The sequence below is a fragment of the Mycetohabitans sp. B3 genome, from assembly GCF_021498065.1.
GTDB lineage: Bacteria > Pseudomonadota > Gammaproteobacteria > Burkholderiales > Burkholderiaceae > Mycetohabitans.
Window position 1 is genome coordinate 82,609 of sequence record NZ_JAHLKN010000011.1, and the last position, 20,001, is coordinate 102,609.

General features: G+C 61.2%; 14 protein-coding genes, 2 other RNA genes and 1 pseudogene. 6 read left to right on the plus strand and 11 right to left on the minus strand.

Annotated features, from left to right (window positions below):
• Positions 1–8: 8 nt before the first annotated feature.
• The 3 genes from fdhF to KQH55_RS02400 are packed head-to-tail and all read right to left on the minus strand — an operon-like array spanning position 9 to position 5,172.
• A complete protein-coding gene (gene fdhF, locus KQH55_RS02390; protein ID WP_235090129.1) occupies positions 9–2,948 on the minus strand; it encodes a formate dehydrogenase subunit alpha in 2,940 nt (979 codons plus the stop codon).
• Between the two features lie 44 nt (positions 2,949–2,992).
• Positions 2,993–4,612 carry an NADH-quinone oxidoreductase subunit NuoF gene (locus KQH55_RS02395; RefSeq protein ID WP_235090130.1) on the minus strand — a complete coding sequence of 540 codons (1,620 nt, stop codon included), beginning with the start codon at positions 4,610–4,612 and terminating at the stop codon, positions 2,993–2,995.
• Positions 4,609–5,172, minus strand: coding sequence for an NAD(P)H-dependent oxidoreductase subunit E (locus KQH55_RS02400; RefSeq protein ID WP_076797387.1), 564 nt, complete (start codon positions 5,170–5,172; stop codon positions 4,609–4,611). The genes KQH55_RS02395 and KQH55_RS02400 overlap by 4 nt, the downstream gene beginning before the upstream one ends.
• Positions 5,173–5,315: 143 nt before the next feature.
• On the opposite strand from KQH55_RS02400, the gene KQH55_RS02405 reads away from it, so the two are divergent.
• Positions 5,316–6,419 carry a substrate-binding domain-containing protein gene (locus KQH55_RS02405; RefSeq protein WP_076797055.1) on the plus strand — a complete coding sequence of 368 codons (1,104 nt, stop codon included), beginning with the start codon at positions 5,316–5,318 and terminating at the stop codon, positions 6,417–6,419.
• A 126-nt stretch (positions 6,420–6,545) separates the two neighbouring features.
• On the plus strand, positions 6,546–7,493 hold the full coding sequence (locus KQH55_RS02410) for a hypothetical protein (protein WP_139337448.1): 948 nt from the start codon (positions 6,546–6,548) through the stop codon (positions 7,491–7,493).
• 107 nt (positions 7,494–7,600) lie between these two features.
• On the opposite strand, the gene KQH55_RS02415 is transcribed toward KQH55_RS02410, so the two are convergent.
• The 8 genes and pseudogenes from KQH55_RS02415 to ompA form a co-directional block, all read right to left on the minus strand.
• On the minus strand, positions 7,601–8,050 hold the full coding sequence (locus KQH55_RS02415; RefSeq protein WP_076787329.1) for a type II toxin-antitoxin system YhaV family toxin: 450 nt from the start codon (positions 8,048–8,050) through the stop codon (positions 7,601–7,603).
• Positions 8,050–8,370, minus strand: a complete 321-nt coding sequence (locus KQH55_RS02420) for a type II toxin-antitoxin system PrlF family antitoxin (RefSeq protein ID WP_076785287.1) — start codon at positions 8,368–8,370, stop codon at positions 8,050–8,052. Before KQH55_RS02420 ends, KQH55_RS02415 begins: the two co-directional genes overlap by 1 nt.
• Positions 8,371–8,670: 300 nt before the next feature.
• Positions 8,671–9,029, minus strand: a transfer-messenger RNA (tmRNA) gene (gene ssrA / locus KQH55_RS02425).
• A gap of 92 nt (positions 9,030–9,121) precedes the next feature.
• A pseudogene (locus KQH55_RS02430) lies at positions 9,122–9,346 on the minus strand (HAD family hydrolase); the annotation flags it as partial.
• A gap of 1,453 nt (positions 9,347–10,799) precedes the next feature.
• Positions 10,800–11,158, minus strand: a transfer-messenger RNA (tmRNA) gene (gene ssrA, locus KQH55_RS02435).
• Positions 11,159–11,250: 92 nt separating this feature from the next.
• Positions 11,251–11,961, minus strand: coding sequence for an HAD family hydrolase (locus KQH55_RS02440; RefSeq protein WP_235090131.1), 711 nt, complete (start codon positions 11,959–11,961; stop codon positions 11,251–11,253).
• Between the two features lie 11 nt (positions 11,962–11,972).
• Entirely contained in the window at positions 11,973–12,677 is a 705-nt protein-coding gene (ubiG, locus tag KQH55_RS02445) for a bifunctional 2-polyprenyl-6-hydroxyphenol methylase/3-demethylubiquinol 3-O-methyltransferase UbiG (RefSeq protein WP_076797388.1), read from the minus strand.
• A gap of 230 nt (positions 12,678–12,907) precedes the next feature.
• Positions 12,908–13,654, minus strand: a complete 747-nt coding sequence (ompA, locus tag KQH55_RS02450) for an outer membrane protein OmpA (protein WP_235090132.1) — start codon at positions 13,652–13,654, stop codon at positions 12,908–12,910.
• A gap of 570 nt (positions 13,655–14,224) precedes the next feature.
• Here ompA and gyrA point away from each other — a divergent pair.
• The 4 genes from gyrA (at position 14,225) to pheA (ending at position 19,907) form a co-directional block, all read left to right on the plus strand.
• Positions 14,225–16,828, plus strand: coding sequence for a DNA gyrase subunit A (gyrA, locus tag KQH55_RS02455; protein ID WP_076797060.1), 2,604 nt, complete (start codon positions 14,225–14,227; stop codon positions 16,826–16,828).
• Positions 16,829–16,910: 82 nt separating this feature from the next.
• A complete protein-coding gene (locus tag KQH55_RS02460; protein ID WP_235090133.1) occupies positions 16,911–17,510 on the plus strand; it encodes a DUF2059 domain-containing protein in 600 nt (199 codons plus the stop codon).
• 185 nt (positions 17,511–17,695) lie between these two features.
• Positions 17,696–18,778 carry a 3-phosphoserine/phosphohydroxythreonine transaminase gene (gene serC, locus KQH55_RS02465; RefSeq protein WP_076785284.1) on the plus strand — a complete coding sequence of 361 codons (1,083 nt, stop codon included), beginning with the start codon at positions 17,696–17,698 and terminating at the stop codon, positions 18,776–18,778.
• A 46-nt stretch (positions 18,779–18,824) separates the two neighbouring features.
• The gene (gene pheA / locus KQH55_RS02470) at positions 18,825–19,907 is read left to right on the plus strand and encodes a prephenate dehydratase (protein WP_076797061.1); all 1,083 of its coding nucleotides are present in this window, start codon (positions 18,825–18,827) and stop codon (positions 19,905–19,907) included.
• Positions 19,908–20,001: the final 94 nt, after the last annotated feature.

A 20,001-nucleotide genomic window follows, 5' to 3' on the forward strand; every position in this document is an offset into this window, starting at 1 on the left:
TCCTCGTCCTACTTGGCCGTTGCGACGCTCGAGGCGTCCAGCAAGTTGCGTTCGTTTAGCAGCGTCAGTTGCCGGTCGCTGAAGCGGGCATAGCGCTGCTGCCAGTCCGACAACTGCCCGGCGACCGGCGTGACCTGCACCGCAGTTACCTTGTACTCCGGGCAATTAGTTGCCCAGTCGGACGAGTCGGTGGTCACCACGTTGGCGCCGGATTCCGGAAAGTGAAACGTCGTGTAGACGACGCCGGGCTGCATCCGCGTGGTGACCTGCGCGCGCAGGACCGTTTGTCCCGCGCGCGACGCGACGCCGACCCAGTCGCCGCTTTTAATTCCACGGTCCTCTGCGTCCACCGGGTGGATCTCCAGCCGGTCCTCTTCATGCCAGCGCGAATTGTCCGTGCGGCGGGTCTGCGCGCCGACGTTGTACTGCGATAGGATCCGGCCCGTGGTCAGCAACAGCGGGAACCGGCGGGTGACCTTCTCGCGCGTCGGGATGAACTGCGTGATCACGAAGCGTCCCTTGCCGCGCACGAATGTGTCCACGTGCATGGTCGGGGTGCCGTCCGGCGCCGCTTCATTGCAGGGCCACTGGATGCTGCCCAGTTCGTCCAACCGCGCGTATGATACGCCGTGGAAGGTGGGCGTAAGCCGCGCGATTTCGTCCATGATCTGGCTCGGATGGGAATAATCCATCGCGTAGCCGAGCTTGCTGGCCAGCTTGATCGTCACCTGCCAGTCGGCCATGCCAGGCAGCGGGGGCATCACCTGCCGCACGCGGGAAATCCGGCGCTCCGCATTCGTGAACGTGCCGTCCTTTTCCAGGAACGATGTGCCCGGCAGGAAAACGTGCGCGTACTTGGCCGTCTCGTTCAGGAAAATATCCTGCACGACGATGCACTCCATTGACGACAGCGCTGCGGCGACATGCTGCGTATTCGGGTCCGACTGCGCGATGTCCTCGCCCTGGCAATACAGACCCTTGAATGTGCCGCTCAGTGCGGCGTCGAACATGTTCGGAATGCGCAGACCCGGCTCGGGTTGCAGTGTGACGTTCCAAGCGTCCTCGAACAAGCTGCGCGTCGCGGCGTCACCGATATGCCGGTAGCCCGGCAGCTCATGCGGGAACGAGCCCATGTCGCAGGAGCCCTGCACGTTGTTCTGCCCGCGCAGCGGGTTGACGCCGACGCCTTCACGGCCGAGGTTGCCGGTGGCCATCGCCAAATTCGCGATGCCCATCACCATCGTGGAGCCCTGCGAATGCTCGGTGACGCCCAACCCGTAATAAATCGCCGCATTGCCACCGGTAGCATACAGACGAGCGGCTTCGCGCACTTGCGCTGCCGGCACGCCGGTGATCGACTCGGTGGCTTCCGGCGCGTTCTGCGGCTGGGCCGCGAAATCCCGCCATTGCTCGAATGCGAGCGGCTCGCACCGCTGGGCGATGAAGGCCGTGTCGAGCAGGCCCTCGGTGACGATCACGTGCGCGAACGCATTGATGATCGCGACGTTTGTGCCGGGACGCACGGGCAGGTGATACTGCGCGTTGACATGGGGCCCCTGAACCAGATCGATGCGGCGCGGATCGATCACGATCAGCTTCGCGCCTTCGCGCAGGCGCCGCTTGAGCCGTGAGCCGAATACCGGATGGCCGTCGGTTGGGTTGGCGCCAATCACCATAATCACATCGCTATGCGCGACCGATGCGAAGGTTTGTGTGCCGGCCGATTCGCCAAGCGTGGTCTTCAGGCCGTAGCCGGTCGGCGAGTGACACACGCGGGCGCAGGTGTCAACGTTGTTGTTGCCAAATGCTGCCCGCACGAGTTTTTGCACTAGGTACGTCTCTTCGTTCGTGCATCGTGACGATGTGATGCCGCCGATCGCGTCGCGTCCATACTTGTCCTGGATGCGCCGGAACGAACTGGCCGCGTAGTCCAGCGCCTCGTCCCAGCTCACTTCGCGCCATGGCGCGTCGATCGACGCGCGGATCATCGGACGCGTGATGCGGTCACGGTGCGTCGCATAGCCCCATGCAAAGCGTCCCTTCACGCAAGCATGGCCCTCGTTGGCGCGGCCGTCCTTGTGTGGCACCATCCGCACCACTTGGTTGCCCTTCATCTCGGCCTTCAGCGAACAGCCGACACCGCAATAGGCACAGGTTGTGACGACGGCATGCTCCGGTTGGCCCAGTTCGGCAATCGACTTCTCATGCAACGTCGCGGTCGGGCAGGCGGCCACGCACGCCCCACACGAGACGCACTCCGATGCCATGAATGAGACGCCTTCGCTTGCCGCGACGCGCGACTCAAAGCCGCGTCCGGCGATAGTCAGCGCAAAGGTGCCTTGCGTTTCCTCGCACGCGCGCACGCATCGGTTGCATACGATGCACTTGCTGGCGTCATAAGTGAAGTACGGGTTCGATTCGTCCTTCGCGTCGCGCAGGTGATTGGCGCCATCGTAGCCGTAGCGAACCTCGCGCAGCCCCACGACGCCCGCCATGTCCTGCAACTCGCACCGCCCGTTGGACGGGCACGTCAGGCAGTCCAAAGGGTGATCGGAGATATACAACTCCATGACGTTGCGACGCAGCGCCTGCAGCTTGTCGCTTTGTGTGCGCACTTTCATGCCCGGTTCGACCGGCGTCGTACAAGAGGCCGGATAACCCCGGCGGCCCTCAATCTCGACTAGGCACAGCCGGCATGAGCCGAATGCCTCTAGAGAATCGGTCGCGCACAGTTTCGGCACGCGAATGCCGGCGTGGACCGCCGCGCGCATGACCGATGTGCCTGCCGGCACGTCCACCTGCACGCCGTCGATCTGCAGCGACACACTTGGACCGTGGCGCGCCGGCGTACCGAAATCGACGTCGTCCAGCGGCACGTTATTCGCGCGGCAAGCGCACGCTCCGGACCCGCACTCACCACGAAGGCCATCTTGGTTCATGTCGTTCATTGTCTTGCTCCTGCGCGTCGCGCGAAGGCGGCGCGCGTGTGTCGTCATACTGCGGCGCTGCGTTCAGGCTCGTATGGCGTGTCACCGCCGGCGGCCGCAAGGCCGAAGTCTTCGGGGAAATGGTCTAGCGCGGACAGCACCGGGTAGGGGGTCATCCCGCCCATCGCGCACAGCGAGCCGTGCAGCATCGTGTCGCACAGCTCGCGCAGCAACGTCACGTGGCGTGCGCGCACGCGCGCATCCTGCTCCGGTGCACGAAGCTTGTCGATGACCTCCGCGCCGCGCGTGGAGCCGATCCGGCATGGCGTGCACTTACCGCATGATTCGAGTGCACAGAAGTGCATCGCGTAACGCGCCAGCGCGGCCAGGTTGGCGGTGTCATCGTGGACCACGATGCCGCCATGGCCCACGACGGCGCCGATCGCCGCATAGGCTTCGTAGTCCAGCGGCACGTCCCACTGGCTTGGCGGCAGATAGGTGCCGAGCGGCCCGCCGACCTGGATCGCGCGCGCGGGGCGTCCGCTCGCTGTGCCGCCTCCGAATTCGAACACCAGTTCGCGCAGCGTGACGCCGAACGCGAGTTCGACCAACCCGCCGCGCCGTACATTGCCGGCGAGTTGGAACGGCAGCGTGCCACGCGAGCGTCCCATGCCGAAGTCCCGATAGAACGCATCGCCGCGCGCGAAAATGATCGGCACAGACGCCAACGTGATTACGTTGTTGATCACTGTCGGCTTGCCCCGGTATCCGACTAACGCAGGCAGCGGTGGCTTTGCGCGCACGATGCCGCGCCTGCCTTCGAGCGATTCGAGCAGCGCCGTCTCCTCGCCGCAGACGTACGCGCCGGCGCCTTTCGCGACGAATAGATCGAAGGCTCGACCGGAGCCCAGCACGTCCGGGCCGAGCCAGCCGGCGGCGCGTGCGCGGGCGATCGCCGCGTTCAATCGCGCAATCGCCAGCGGGTACTCGCTGCGTACGTAGAGGTAGCCTTGCGTCGCGCCGGTCGACACGCCGGCGATGATCATGCCTTCGATCAGGCCGAATGGATCGCATTCCATCGACAGGCGGTCCGAGAACGTGCCGCTATCGCCTTCATCCGCGTTGCAGACCACATATTTTTGGTCTGCCTGGGCTTGCAGTACCGTGCGCCACTTGATGCCTGCCGGAAACGCGGCGCCGCCGCGTCCGCGCAGTCCGGCGTCGATTAGGAGTTGGCAGGCGGCGGCTGGCGCCATCTGCAACGCGCGGCGCAGGCCTTGCAGGCCACCGTGCGCCACATAGTCGTCGATCGACAGCGGATCGACGATGCCGATCCGGGAAAAGGTCAAACGTTGCTGCTTGCTCAAGTAGGGGAGGGCCTCGACGAGGCCGACGCATTTCGGATGGGCCGCTGCCTGCGCCTGCGTAGCGTCGTCATCGGCATGCCAACCCGAGTCGAACAACGCGTCGATGTCCTCCAGCGCAACGTTGGCGTAGCCAATGCGGCCGGCGGCCGTGCCGACCTCCACAAGTGGCTCTAACCAAGACAACCCTCGCGAGCCGTTTCGTATCAGTTCAATGTCGAGCCCACGCCGTGCGGCTTGTCCCGCGATGGCCTGTGCGAGTTCATCGGCTCCAAACGCGATCGCAGTCGTATCGGACGGGACGTAGAGGCGAATTGTCATCGGTGCGCTCCCGATCGCGCGTCGTCGATCGCCGCGGCGAGCACTGTATCGAGCTTCGCCGGCGTGACACGAGCGTATGGCTTGCCATTAACCGTCATCGCCGGGGAGGTGCCGCACAAACCCAAACAATAGACGGATTGTAGCTCGACCGCTGGGTCATCAGCCCGCGGCGCGGCGCTGGCCGTTGTGGGCGCCGCGCGATGGGCGTCGTCGTGGCGACACGCATCGAAGCGGCGACTCGTGTGGGCCTCGGCATGCCGCGCCAGTGCTTCGCTGCCCATCGCGCGACAGGATTCGGCGCGGCACAACTGGACGGTCACGGCGGCCGGCGGCGACGTGCGGAAGTGGTGGTAGTACGTGATCACGCCGTGAACTTCGGCGCGCGACAAGTTCATTGCCTGGGCCAGCGGGGCGATGACACCGTCGGGGATGTAACCGACGTCGTCTTGGATGGCGTGTAAGACGCTTAAAAGCGAATGTCCCGGTACGGCGCGCGCTGCCGCACTGGTGTGGTGCATAACAAGCCGGGCTGCCGCCTCTGGCGCCAATGCGGCGCCCATTGCGCGGCCGGTAGCGGGTTCTGCCAAGGGGCCTCCGGTGGGGATGATATATGATTTATAGATTCATATATCGTTCGTGGAATGAATATTTCCTGAACGTTAGACGTTGCCGGTGCCGATTTCAATAGGAAAGGGAATTGCATATGAAGACGCCCAGGATCGAAGCGGTGTCCGAATTGCGGATCATAGCGGATGATCACACGAGCGTGCGCTTGTCGGACGTGATCCTGCTGCTGACGCGACTGGTTGAGTTAGGCAGTATTGCGAGCGCGGCGCAAGCGCTCGGTCTCTCGTATCGGCACGCATGGGGTATGCTGCGCACGGCCGAACAGCGCCTTGGCGGTCCGTTGCTGGTCAAGGTTCGAGGCCAAGGTTCGCTGCTGTCGCCGCTCGGCGAAAAACTGCTGTGGGCCGAACGCGTGCGTATTGAACGGCTGGGGCCGCTCGCGCAGTCGCTCGGTGTCGAAGTTACCGATGAAATCCAGCGATTGCTGGCCTCAGCGCGGCACGACGTGCGGATTCACGCGTCACACGGGTATGCCGTCGCGGCGCTAGTTCAAGCGCTCGCCGAAGGCGGCACCTCGGTGGAGATCCGATATCGGGACAGCGCGGATGCCGTCGCGTCGTTGTCGCGCGGCGAATGCGACCTGGCCGGTTTCCACTTGCCGATTGGACCGTTCCGTGCAGTATGTGCGGCCGTCTACCGGCCATGGCTGGACGATAAGCGTCATGTGCTGATTCACCTGGCTCGCCGCAAGCAGGGGTTGTTCGTACCGAAGGGCAACCCAGAGCACATCGGCGGCCTCGCCGACCTTTCTCGCGAAGGCTTGCGCTTTGTTAATCGCCAGCCGGGCTCCGGCACACGAATGCTGCTCGACCTGATGCTACGCGATATCGGTATCGATCCGACGCGCATTAACGGCTACGCGTCAACCGAACTGACGCATTCGGCGATCGCGGCGTTCGTGGCGAGCGGCAAGGCCGATGTTGGGTTCGGCGTCCAGCCGGCGGCTGCGTATTTCGGACTGGACTTCGTTCCGATCGTCGATGAGGATTACTACTTCGCGTGCGAGCAAGCCGCGCTTGATATGGCGCCGTTATCAACGATTATCGATGAGTTGCGCGGCGACGTGTTTAAGGGCGCGGTGGCGCGGCTGCACGGGTACGATGCCGCGTGCTGCGGCGATTGCGTCCTGCTTCAGGAAGGGGTGGGGCCGCGGTATTCTATTCGGTTTCCTGATCATTGACGGAGCGTCAGGACGGCGGTGAGCGGGGCCTTCGCGCACGGCAATATGTGATCGCGTACCTGAATAGCTTGAGTCGTGCATTGATGTAGTGTGCGGGTTCAGCACGATAGAAGGATGTCAAGCGCTATGACGAAAGTGTACTCACCGCAGCAGATTTCCGTGACAGACTTGCCGATGGACATCGGCTTGGATCGTTTGTTAAACATTAAAGATACGGATTCGCTATCACCGAAGAGTCGGAGCAGGGCGCCAAGTACTGGGCGGCCGGGTAAGCTGGCAGGCCTGCGTTCCCGGCATCGCGGAAACGAAGAGTCGAGCGAGGTGACGCGTTCGCCTGCTGAATCGAGCAGGCAATCCTTCGAAAGTACGAGTTCACCGAAGCTGAGGAGCCGGTTCGTTGAGCTACTATCTACTGAAGAGGAAAAGACTTGGTCTCAAAAAGCTGAGAACTTGAAGCAAAAAACGGCTGTGGAGCCGTTTGTTAATCATCTGGGCGTTGGGGAGGCAAAGTCAAAGACGGCTACGGCGCGGCTTGCTGATCATCTCGCAGGAGAGGACGCGCAGCTAAAGACGGATATCAAACGATTCATTGATCATCTTGCCAAGGGAATCGATGCGCAAGCCGATTTGATGATCAAACTTGTCGATGAGGCCATTAGCGGCTGGGATAAGTATGCGAAGCATGACGTCCAACCCGAGGCACCTAAGCAGCCGGGTAAACGCCGTCGAGGAACCTTCAGCAGCTTGGCCAGCTCGCTTCAAAGCATAGGGCGACGACGCTCTAGCTCGGCCCAATCGATGAAGCTAAACAACCAAACCGTGCCAGGTGTTGCTGCCGCGGCGGCGGATACAACGCCCGCTTCGTCAGCGAAGCAGCAGTCTAAGCTTCGTACGCGCAGCGCGTCGGTGGACAATTTTCGCAACGGTTTTTCGACATTGACGAGAAAACTTAGTGTGAAGCGCCGTAAGTCGATGTCGGATACCGCCGTCACCTCGCGCCCCGCCGATGAGTCGTCTGTCCCGCCGATTCCCACGCTGCCGGACCATGTCAAGGCACGCAAGTCGAAGCGCTGATTCAGCAGCTACCTAACCCGGCTTAAAACGGCCACGCGATCGAGGGCTCGGCCGTGCGGCAATACGTCGCCGCGACGGCTGGCTTACCCTCGCCGCGGCCGCCCGGCCTACTTCCAATCGGACTGGCTCGCCGACACCAGCGCAGCCCAATCGTCCGGTGGGTGCCCGCGCTCCAGCATCCGTTGGAAGACGGCATACGGATCACTTTTGCTGCCGGAAGAGCGCAAGGTGTTTTCATCATTCACCCACGCAAAAATGATGATCCGGGTTTTCGAGTCGAACCGAAAAAACAACCGAAATCGTCGTCCGATTTTTGCGCGCCGCCAGTGCCGAAACTCAGCGCCCATGGTATTGCCTTGGCGGTATTCCTCGCGGTTCGGATCACTCGGCACGGCCTCGAATATCAACTTCGACAGTGCAGCGAACAGCCGGACGTTGGCGTTGGACTCGAAACCCTGCGGATCTTGCTGTTGCGCACGTTGAGTCGCAGCATGCAGTTTTACTAGCTGCTCAATTAAACATTCGTGAAAGAGCACATTCCACCCGTGACGCTGGATCACAGCGCCACATCGCCTTCAATGTCTGCGGCCAGGTCGACAAACTGGGGTAGTGTCGCCAGCATGGCTTGCACGAGATCGTTGGGCAAGGTGGTCAGGTGTCGCCCGTTTCGAATGTCTGTTTCCAACAATGCCAAAAAGCTCCCGATGGCCGGATCTTCATGGGCAGAATCCTCGGCCCGGGTCACGATAACCTGCGAGCCGTGCAGGTCGAACGCCACCTTGCCACCGTAGTCCACACCGAGCGCTTGGCGGATCGGTTTGGGTAGCGTGATCTGGCCTTTCGAGGTGATGGTGGCGACTTCATGAATGGTGGACATGGCTCTTCTCCCCTGCATCCATTGATGGTAAGGATAATTCCTTGATGCGTCAAGTTACTCAAGCTGATCCATCGACCGCATCTGTGAATGACCGGCACGAGGTGGGTGACTCTGAAAACCGATTGGATACCCATGCCAGAAAACAACCGATTGGTTGAACAACACCCAACCCATTGATTTAAATGAGCGTGAGACGTGTTGCCTGCGGGCTCTGGCAGCTTTTTGACGTAGAGGAAGGAGAGAGGCGTGGCGGAAGCACATAAGAAAAACCCAACCGAGCGTGGTTGGGGTTTTGAATATTGGTGGAGCCGGCGGGAATCGAACCCGCGTCCGCAAGCACTCTACAACCAGTTCTACATACTTAGTCCAGTCGTTTGCTTTAACCGCACCGACGCGGACGAACACGCTTCGCTACGGCGAGTCACTGAATTTTCGGCCCCGGCGCCGTGACTTCACCGAGGATTAGCTGACGTGAATGACCTCGCGCGGTCTTACGACCCTAGCCCGTCAGCGAGCTAGTGCGAGGCAGGCCGGTGTTAAGCGGCCAGTGCGTACGTTTCGTCGTTCGCAGTTACTTAAGTCCCATTGATTTACGAGGTGACGGGTCCTCGGTATGCCCTGAATTGCTTCGCTACCCACGTCGAAACCAGGTCGGCCCCGAAAAGTAGACAACTATTGTCTCACAGAACGTCAGATGCGGTCGATGGGGCGGCTTTCAAGGGACGGGCACGCCCAACCTACCGCGTCCGTGTTACTTTGACATGACCTCGAGCAGGCGCTGGAGTTCCGTTGTCGTTTCGACCACGTGGTCGGCTGCCCAATCGGACGGGGCCATGTTGTTGCCGCAATAGCCATAGGCCGCTGCGACGGTCAGCATGCCGGCCGCCTTGCCGGCGTCGATATTGCGCAGGTCGTCGCCGACGTAGACCATGCTGGTCGGTGCGATGCCGAGCCGCTGTGCAGCCAGCAACAGCGGCTCAGCGGCCCGTTGCTGGTCAAGCTCCAGGTCATGGTCCGGTGCTGTCGCCACTGGGTAAAAAGCTGCTTTGGGCCGAGTGCATACGGGCGGAGCGGCTCAGTCCGCAGTCGCTGCGCACCGAAGGAATGGACAAGATTAGGAGGCTCATTACGCCGGCGCGATGCAGTATGCGGATCCCTGCATCGCAAGGGCACGCGATCGCAGCATTGGCGCAAACGCTGGCCGATGCGGAGATGCCGGTAGATATTCGATATCAGGGCAGCGTGGGTGCGATCACCTATTTGATAAGGAACGCTATTTTATTTGCTACGAGGATACAATTTATACGCTACTCTTGGCGATGATCGCCGACGAGTTACGCAGTGGTTCCTTTCGACACATGATTGCCCAACTGGATAGGATGCCCGCCGCCGCGGCAGTCGCGTGGTGGTTCATCCAGCATTGAGAATTCGATATTGAATTAGGAAGGTTGCAGGTCATTGAAGAAACGCAGGATGTTTGCTTGTTTCGCCGGTGCTAATGTGTAATCGCGTATGCGCCTCGATTGTCGGCGATCTGGGGTAGTGTGAGTTTTCGCCACAAGGTAAGGTCTAACGCAATATGACGATTCAGTCGAACCCACGGAACCTATATTCCACCGGGGACCTCAAGTACAACCAACCATCGAGCAGTATCAGCGATTCGTCGGTATCGGAAGCAGACGATGATGTGCCGTTAGCAAGCCTGTATCGCCACCGGCTTACCGCTCCTAGCACACGGCATGGGACAGGATTGCTCGCGCAGTTCAGGGTGAATCAATATCCCGTTAAACCTAGGCAGTCACCGACGCAATTTATAGAAGAGCAATTCGCCAATGGAAACCTACGTACTTCTAATGTAGTCAAGGACATTAGAAATACGTATGCTCAATGGAATACGCAGTATGTGAACGCAGGACCCCGCAAGACTGCAGAGGAGTCGATTCCGCCAACAGTCAGTATTCGATCTTCGGATGGAAGTTATGCAAAAGAGCCGCAGTCTGCAGAAGAAGCAGCGGATCGGTATTTGCATCGAGTCGAGCCGCTTGGTGTTAGCCGGGAGGCCGTGCTTGAGTATTTCTGTGCCACGTATCCCAATCGCGCCGATCGGACGACAAAACCCATGCGAGGCTCGCATCAGGACGTACCGGTGAACAGCAGTACGACACCAGTCATGCGCCATCGCGCTATCGGGCGCAGTCAATCGACGTCGAATGTGCCAGGACGTAGCCCTGCGCTTCCTGAGGCAATCCCAGTGCCGCCGTTGCCCGAACGCCAGCGTCCGTCTTTGCTGAAGCGATGGTTCTCCAGCGTCTCGCTAAACAAGCGTCATCGACGGCGTGACAACGTGTCGGCGTCGTGAAATATCGTTCGTACGGTGATTCTGCTGCCGATGTTCTACGCCAGCAGGCACTGCTGGCGTACGCGCATATTGGTGGAGCCGGCGGGAATCGAACCCGCGTCCGTAAGCACTCTACAACCAGTTCTACATACTTAGTCCAGTCGTTTGCTTTAACCGCACCGACGCGGACGAACACGCTTCGCTACGGCGAGTCACTCAATTTTCGGCCCCGGCGCCGTGACTTCATCGGGGATTAGCTGACGTGAATGACCTCGCGCGGTCTTGCGACCCTAGCCCGTCAGCGAGCTAGTGCGAGGCAGGCCGGTGTTAAGCGGCCAGTGCGTACGTTTCGTCGTTCGCAGTTACTTAAGTCCCATTGATTTACGAGGTGACGGGTCCTCGGTATGCCCTGAATTGCTTCGCTACCCACGTCGAAACCAGGTCGGCCCCGAAAAGTAGACAACTATTGTCTCACAGAACGTCAGATGCGGTCGATGGGGCGGCTTTCAAGGGACGGGCACGCCCAACCTACCGCGTCCGTGTTACTTTGACATGACCTCGAGCAGGCGCTGGAGTTCCGTTGTCGTTTCGACCACGTGGTCGGCTGCCCAATCGGACGGAGCCACGTCGTTGCCGCAATAGCCATAGGCCGCTGCGACGGTCAGCATGCCGGCCGCCTTGCCGGCTTCGATATCGCGCAGGTCATCGCCGACGTAGACCATGCTGGTCGGTGCGATGCCGAGCCGCTGTGCGGCCAACAACAGCGGCGCAGGGTGGGGTTTCGGGTACGGTGTGGTATCGCCACCGATCACACATCCGGCGGCGGCGCCCAGGCCCAGCCGGGCGACCAGCGGCAATGCCAGCCGTTCGACCTTGTTCGTGACAATGCCCCACTGAATGCCGCGCGCGGACAGTCCGTCAAGCAATGGACGAATGCCGTCGAACAGTGTCGTGTCGATGCAAAGATCAGCCTCGTAGTTGGCGAGAAACTCTTCTCGCATCGCGCTGAAATCGGGGTCTTGTGGCCCGATGCCGAATGCGCCGCCGAGCAGCCCGCGTGCACCGGCCGAGGCCAGCGGACGCAGCCTCTGCAGCGGCACCGCCGACAAGCCGCGCACGCGGCGCATCTTGTTGACCGCTGCCGCCAGATCCGGCGCGGTATCGGCGATCGTGCCGTCCAAGTCGAACAAGATTGCGCGGCAGGTCGCGAGCACGGCGGGTACCGAGGCGGCCGGCGAGAGGGTGTCTGTCATGTTGTTGCAGTTCACGCGGCGCGCTGGCACGCAAGCATGTAATTGATGCGGGTATCGTCGGTCAACGCGAAGCGCTGGCCGATCGGGTGATAGGCTACGCCCTTGAACTCATGCGCGAGCAATCCAGCGTCACGAACGAACTTTGCAAGCTCCGATGGCTTGATGAAGCGCGTGTAGTCGTGCGTGCCCCGCGGCAGCATTTGCATCACGTATTCGGCGCCGATTACCGCGAATAAATAGGCCTTCAGGGTTCGGTTCAGCGTCGAGAAGAACACCCAGCCGCCCGGCTTCACCAACTGCGCGCAGGCGCGCACGATGCTCGCCGGCTGCGGGACGTGCTCCAGCATCTCCATGCAAGTGACCACGTCATAGGTCGCCGGCTCGCGGTCGGCGAGTGCCTCCGCGGAGATTTCTTCATACTCGACGTTTGTCACGCCACTCTCCAGGCTGTGCAGGTCGGCGACGCCCAGTGCGTTCTCGGACAAATCGATTCCCTTGACCGACGCGGCGCCCAGTTGCGCAATTGACTCCGACAGGATGCCGCCGCCGCAGCCGACGTCGAGCACCCGTTTGTCGAGCAAATGGGCGTGCGAGTCGATCCAAGACAGTCGCAGCGGGTTTATGTCGTGAAGCGGCTTGAATTCGGCTTTGGGATCCCACCATCGATGAGCGAGATCGCTGAATTTCTGCAGTTCGTGTGGATCGGCGTTGGTCATGACGGGCAAGGCGGGGGCGGCAGCAAGGCGGCGCGGCGCCGCGAACTGTTCACGCGGGCTAATAATGACTAGTATATCGGGCCACTGACACGCCGGCAAAGCGGTGCCTGCGCGATGATGTCGCAATTGGCGCCGAGCGGAACGTGCGGTGTCGTGGGTGACACTCGGATAAGGGCAAAAAAAAGCCCTGCCGATGCAGGGCGAGAAACCTCGGTTGCAAGCGAGCCGATTTATTGCTGCGGCTGGCTCGGCGTACCGACAGGCTGGTTCGACGTATCGATGGGCTGGTTCGTCGTACCGGCGGGCTGGCTCGACGGATCGATGGTTTGGCTCGTCGTACCGACGACTTCCACTTCCACGCGGCGGTTCGGTGCCAGGCACGCGATCAACGCCTTGCGGTTCTTCTGGTTGCAGTCCGTCACGACCGGGTTACGCTTGCCCTTGCCTTCCGTGTAGATGCGGTTGTCCGGGATGCCCTTGCTGACTAGATAGGTCTTCACCGCTTGCGCGCGGCGCAGCGACAGACGCTCGTTGTACTTGTCCGAGCCGATCTTGTCGGTGTAACCCGTGGCGACGACCACTTCGAGATTCAAACCCTGGATTTTCGATGCCAAATCATCGAGCTTTTCTTCGCCGGCTGGCTTCAGCACCGCCTTGTCGAAGTCGAACAGCGTGTCCGCCTGATAAGTGACCTTCTGGCTCGTGATGATGGGTGCTGGTACGACCGGCGGGGGTGCCGGCGGCGTCGGAGCCTGAACTACCAGCGCGCCGTCGCACTTTGCGTTCGCGGTGGCCGGGGTCCAGAAAGCATCGCGCCAGCAAAGCTCGCTCGTGCCGTTCATCCACACGTATTCGCCGGTGCCGTTTGCCCAGTTGTCGTTGGCAGCTTGTCGCGAAGCTGGCACCGACTGTGCCGATGCGGATGCAGCCATGACCGCGGTAGCTGCAATGAACGCGAGCTTTGAAAGTTTATTCATATTTCTCCTCTCGAAATTGAGATTACCGCAGTTTTACTGCGAGCCTGTTGACGAAGACAAGTCAGACATTGCGCGAAGTATAACATTATGGCAATGCGAAAAACCGATGTATACACTTCGAACAGTGACTGACTTCTGCGCCACATTTTGCCATACCGGTCCTATCCAACGATAAATTTATCCTCCTCGCTAGGCCTTGATCCGGCAATTGTGGTTTGCTCGCAACAGTCGCCGAAGAACACTGTCTGGCTTGGCTGTGCGGCATTGTAGATAGGCGTTCGTGACGCCGTCGAGAAGGGGGATGAATTGGGCGGCGACCCGCGACATTCACGCGCGAGCCGTCACGGCCGATGCGCCCCTTGGCGCTGCACGGCGCTTCAGATTCGGGATTAGCGCGTCGGTGAAGCTGCGTGCCCGCTCGCGCGCGGCACTGCGCGCCGAGGCCGCCGGGGCTCGCATGCTAGAATCGTGTGATACGCGTTGTCCGCTACCGCCACGCCGGTACATGCGCCCACGCCACGCTCGCGACCCGGGGCCGGCACCGCCAGAGTTTGTCAAAGACACCAATAAATGGATCAATTCGCCAAAGAGACCCTGCCCATTTCTCTCGAAGAGGAAATGCGCCGTTCCTACCTCGACTACGCGATGAGCGTGATCGTGGGCCGCGCGCTGCCCGATGCGCGTGATGGACTTAAGCCGGTGCATCGGCGCGTGCTCTATGCGATGCATGAGCTAAACAACGACTGGAATCGCGCGTACAAGAAGTCCGCGCGTATCGTCGGGGACGTGATCGGTAAATACCACCCGCACGGCGACAGCGCGGTTTACGAGACGATCGTGCGCATGGCGCAGGATTTCTCGCTGCGCTACATGCTGGTGGACGGGCAGGGCAACTTCGGCTCGGTCGACGGCGACAACGCCGCGGCGATGCGCTACACCGAGATCCGGCTCGCGAAGATTGGCCATGAGCTGCTGGCTGATATCGACAAGGAGACCGTGGACTTTGAGCCGAACTACGACGGCAGCGAGACCCAGCCGCAGGTGCTGCCGGCGCGGATCCCGAACCTGTTGATCAACGGCTCGTCCGGTATCGCGGTCGGCATGGCGACGAACATCCCGCCGCATAACTTGAACGAAGTCGTCGACGCGTGCCAGCATCTGTTAAATCATCCACAAGCGTCGATCGACGAGCTAATCGAGCTCGTCCCAGCGCCCGATTTCCCGACGGCGGGGATCATCTACGGCGTGCAAGGTGTGCGCGACGGCTATCGTACCGGCCGTGGCCGCGTTGTCATGCGCGCCAAGACCCATTTCGAGGAGATCGACCGCGGCCAGCGCATGGCGATCATCGTCGATGAGTTGCCATACCAGGTGAACAAGCGCTCGCTGCTTGAGCGCATCGCCGAGTTGGTCAACGAGAAGAAGATTGAGGGTATCTCCGATATCCGTGACGAGTCCGACAAGAGCGGCATGCGCGTGGTGATCGAGCTTAAGCGCGGCGAAGTGCCGGAGGTTGTGCTCAACAATCTGTACAAGAATACGCAGCTGCAGGATACGTTTGGCATGAACATGGTCGCGTTGGTCGACGGCCAGCCGAAGCTGCTGAACCTGCGCGAGCTGCTGGAGTGCTTCCTGTCGCATCGACGCGAAGTCGTCACGCGCCGCACTCTCTATGAGTTACGCCGCGCGCGTGAGCGCGGCCACGTGCTGGAAGGCCTGGCGGTGGCGCTGGCGAACATCGACGAGTTCATTGCGATCATCAAGGCGGCGCCGACGCCGCCGATCGCAAAGCAGGAGTTGATGACGCGCGCGTGGGACTCGGCGCTAGTGCGCGACATGCTATTGCGCGCGCAAGGCGAAACCCCGGGCGGGCGCGATGCGTTCCGCCCCGATGGGCTGGCGCCCATCTTCGGCATGCAATCCGATGGGCTGTATAAGCTGTCGGACACGCAGGCGCAGGAAATCCTGCAGATGCGCTTGCAGCGCTTGACCGGCCTGGAGCAAGACAAGATCACCGCCGAGTATCGCGAGGTGATGGCGCAGATCGCCGATCTGCTGGATATCCTGGCCAAGCCGGAGCGGATCCGCACGATCATTGCAGACGAGCTGGTCGCGATCAAGGCGGAATTCGGTGACCCGAGGCGCTCGCAGATCGAATTGAACGCCACCGAGCTTGGTACCGAGGACCTGATCACGCCGCAGGACATGGTCGTCACGATGTCGCATGCCGGCTACATCAAGTCGCAGCCGCTGTCCGAGTATCGTGCGCAAAAGCGCGGTGGCCGTGGCAAGCAGGCGATCGTGATGAAGGACGACGATTGGATCGAGACGTTGTTCATCGCGAACACACATGATCACATCCTGTGCTTCTCGAATCGCGGGCGCGTGTATTGGCTTAAGGTCTACGAGGTGCCGCAGGGCTCGCGTAACTCGCGCGGCCGGCCGATCGTGAATATGTTCCCGCTGCAGGAAGGCGAGAAAATCAACGTAGTGCTGCCGGTCAAGGAATTTTCGGCTGACAAGTTCGTATTCCTCGCCACGTCGCTTGGCACCGTGAAGAAGACGCCGCTGGAGGCGTTCTCGCGGCCGCTGAGGAAGGGCATCATCGCGGTGGGGCTCGATGATGGTGATTTCCTGATCGGCGCGCAGATCACCGACGGACAGCATGACGTGATGCTGTTCTCCGACGCCGGCAAGGCGGTGCGCTTTGACGAGAACGACGTGCGGCCGATGGGGCGGGAGGCACGCGGCGTGCGTGGCATGCAGCTCGAGGACGGCCAGCAGGTGATCGCGTTGCTAGTGGCCGGCGGCGAGTCGCAATCGGTGCTGACCGCAACCGAGAACGGCTACGGCAAGCGCACGCCGATTGCCGAATACACGCGGCATGGGCGGGGCACGAAGGGTATGATCGCGATCCAGACCTCGGAGCGCAATGGCCGGGTGGTCGCCGCGACGCTGGTTGAACCGGATAGCGAGATTATGCTGATTACGACCGCTGGTGTGCTGATCCGTACGCGCGTTTCTGAGATCCGTGAGATGGGCCGCGCAACGCAAGGTGTTACACTAATTAGCCTTGACGAGGGCACCAAGCTGTCGGGCTTGCAGCAGATCGCTGAGACCGACGCGGAAGCTGACGCCGAGTCCGACGCGGAGACGGGTGGCGCTGACGAATGACGGCCGGCTGAATGCATGTCAGCCGGGTGGGGCTGCGGAGCGAGCGCTGGGTCGACAGAACAACTTTTTCATGGGAGTCGTGATGCAAAAACAATTCAAGCAGTGGATGTTGCTGGCCCTTTTCGTGCCGACGTTGGCGATGGCACAGGCGCTGCCTGCGCAGGGCGGCGCGGCTTCGACCCCCAGTGCAGCGCCGATCGATCCGGCCAAACAGGCCGCCATCAAGGACCTGCTCGATGCGATCGACGCGCCGAAGCTGGTCGGCGCCATTGCCACCAGCGCACAAATGCAAGCCAAGCAACTGGTGCCGGCGATCCTGTCTGATGCGCTGACCGAGAACAAGGCGCTCAACGACAAGCAGAAGCAGGCCGCCGTGCCGACGCTGCAAAAAAATGCTGTGCCCAAGCTCGTGGAATCCGCCGGCACGGTATTCAACAGCGAACCATTCCGCCAGGATGCGATGCAGGCGCAGTATGAAGCGTATGCGAAGTACTATTCGGCATCGGAAATCAAAGACCTGACGGCGTTCTACAAGAGCCCGACTGGCCGCAAGTTCATCGAGGTGCAGGATCAGGTAGGCCGCGACGTGGTCAGCGGCCTGATGCAAAAGTACATGCCGGCATCGATCAAGGCAACGCGCGACCAGGCCGACAAGGAAGTGGCCGCGGTCAAGGCGAAGTAACGTTGGCCGCGGATGCGCGCCGCCATGCGGGACGCGGCGGCGCGTGAGCGGCGGGCTGGGCGCCGTCAGTCACTTGGCGGTGCTGCGATGGCGATGTCATAATGGTCGTTTGCGATACTGCAAGCGGCCATTGCTTTTTTTCGACGCAGGCGCGTTGTTTGCGTTCGTTTCAGCTAGAGTCCCAGATGCGAGCGTTCAATTTTTCGGCGGGCCCCGCGGCGCTGCCTGAAGAGGTATTGCAACAGGCTGCCGACGAGATGCTCGATTGGCACGGTTGCGGCATGGGCGTGATGGAAATGAGCCACCGCGGCCGTGAATTCTCGTCGATCCACGAGCGGGCATTGCTCGACCTGCGTGAACTGCTGGCAGTGCCGGCCAGCCACCAGATCCTATTTCTACAAGGCGGCGGGCTCGGCGCGAACGCGATTGTGCCGATGAACCTGCTAGGCTCGCGCTCGAGTGCGGATTTCGTGTTGACCGGCGCCTGGACGCAGAAGTCCTATCACGAGGCAAAGAAGTATTGCAACGCGCATATTGCCGCCTCGGGCAAAACCGATGTGGGTTTCACGCGGATGCCGGCAGTGTCGGAATGGCGGCTCTGCGATGATCCTGCGTACGTGCACGTGTGCTCGAACGAAACGATTGACGGCGTCGAAATGTTCGAGTTTCCCGACCTGGGCAATGTGCCGCTGGTGGTCGATGCGTCGTCACACATTCTGTCGCGCCCGATGGACGTGGCCAAGTGCGGTGCGTTGTTTGCCGGCGCGCAGAAAAACATTGGCATTGCCGGCTTGACGATTGTAATCGTGCGCGAGGATCTGCTGGATCGCTCGCTCGCGATTTGCCCATCGGCGTTCGAGTGGAAGACGATTGCCGCGAACAACTCGATGTACAACACACCCCCTACGTATGCGATCTATGTCGCCGGGCTGGTGTTTCAATGGCTAAAGCGCCAGGGTGGTCTTGCCGCGATCGAGGCGCGCAATATCGAGAAGGCCACGCTGCTGTATGACTTCATCGACGGCAGCGATTTTTACTCAAACCAGGTCGAACGCGGGTCGCGCTCGAGAATGAACGTGCCGTTCTTTCTTGCTGACGAATCGCGCAACGACGATTTCCTGGCCGGCGCGAACGCGCGAGGGCTATTGCAACTGAAGGGCCACAGGTCCGTTGGCGGCATGAGGGCATCGATCTACAACGCGGTGCCGTTGGACGGCGTAAAGGCGCTCGTCGAATACATGAAGGAATTCGAGCAACGCCGCGCCTGAGGTCGCGTGGACCCAGGACCGGTTTTTTTCACGGGCCGATGTTGCGATGGACGAAGAATTGGATTTGAAGCTCAAGCCATTGCGCGAGCACATCGACGAGATCGATTGGCAATTGATCACGCTGCTGAACCAGCGTGCACAGGTGGCCCTCGAGGTCGGCGAGGTCAAGAAGGCGTATAACGCGCCAGTGTTCCAGCCGGAGCGCGAGCAGCAGGTGATCTCGCGTCTGCAGGCGTTATCTGCCGGGCCGCTGGGTGGCGAGCATATCGCGTTGATTTGGCGCGAGATCATGGCGGCGAGCCGCCAACTTGAGAAAGCGCAGCGGGCTGCGTACCTGGGCCCGGAGGGCACCTATAGCGAGCAGGCGATGCTCGGCTATTTCGGCCAATCGATGACCGGCTTGCCGTGCGTGTCGATCGACGAGGTGTTCCGCTCGGTCGAGGCGGGCGCAGCCGATTTTGGTGTCGTGCCCGTCGAGAATTCGACCGAAGGTGCGGTGTCGCGCACGCTGGACTTGTTGCTGGAGACGTCGCTGCAGATCAGCGGTGAGCTATCGCTGCCGATTCAGCATCATCTGCTTACGCAAAGCGGCACGTTGCAAGGGGTCACTCGGGTATGCGCGCATGCGCAAGCACTCGCGCAGTGCCAGAACTGGCTTTTTGCCAACGCGCCGCTGCTCGAGCGCCAGGCGGTGTCAAGCAATGCCGAGGCTGCCCGGGTGGCGGCGGTGGAACCCACCGTCGCGGCGATTGCCAGCGAACGCGCCGGGAAGCAGTACGGCTTGCAGACTGCGTTCGCGTTGATCCAGGACGATCCGTGCAATCGCACGCGTTTCCTGATCCTCGGCGGCGATCCGCCGGGTGCGACGGGCTGCGATAAGACATCGGTGATCTTGTCGGTGAAGAATGAGCCGGGTGCCGTGTTCCGAATGCTCGAGCCGCTGGCACAGTATGGTGTATCGATGAGCCGTTTCGAGTCGCGCCCGGCGCGCAGCAGTGCGTGGGAGTATTTTTTCTATATCGATCTTGAAGGCCATCGGCACGACGCGGCGGTCGCGGCCGCGCTCGTGGAGCTGGAGCATGCCGCAGCCTATGTAAAGATACTCGGTTCCTATCCGCGGGCCCGGTAGGGCCCGCGCCGGCGGGCCATTCGCTGGCGGCTGACGTGTGATCGCCATCGCTTGCCACAACTGTTGGCCAACCTCGTCGTTATTTGTCTGGAGC